The organism is Oleiphilus sp. HI0043 (assembly GCF_001634935.1).
Map to the genome: position 1 here is coordinate 1 of NZ_LWEY01000906.1, position 398 is coordinate 398.

General features: G+C 47.2%; 1 protein-coding gene. It reads left to right on the plus strand.

All coding sequences use genetic code 11. The features are described from left to right. A partial coding sequence (locus A3729_RS10205; RefSeq protein WP_156497867.1) for an OmpA family protein occupies nt 1-347 on the plus strand: 347 nt, incomplete at its 5' end. Nucleotides 348-398: the final 51 nt, after the last annotated feature.

Below are 398 nucleotides of genomic sequence, written 5' to 3' on the forward strand. Positions count from 1 at the left end.
TTTCTGCTATGTCTTCGTCAATCGATGCGCTTGAAAGTGAGAAGATTCTTAAGCTTGCTGAAGCTTTGAAGAAGCGTCCTAATTTAAGTATTGAAGTACGGGGCGTAGCAGATAGAAGTGTCGATCTAGAACCTGGTGGGCAGGTGCTTGGCGAAGATAAACTAGCAGTGCTTGCGAAGAGTAGGGCACTGGCCATCGCTAGTTCCTTGGTGGAGATTGGCGGAATTCCAGAGCAACGGATATTCACCCTCGAACCTAAAGTTGTCACGAGTGAAGCCTCAAAAGAGTCCCCGTCTGCCGAACAGGCTCCGACAGTAGCCTCGATTTTTACAATCAAGCCCAACTAAACCCATTCGCAAACATAGAGAAAGCCATGCACAAAACTATTAGCCACTTCT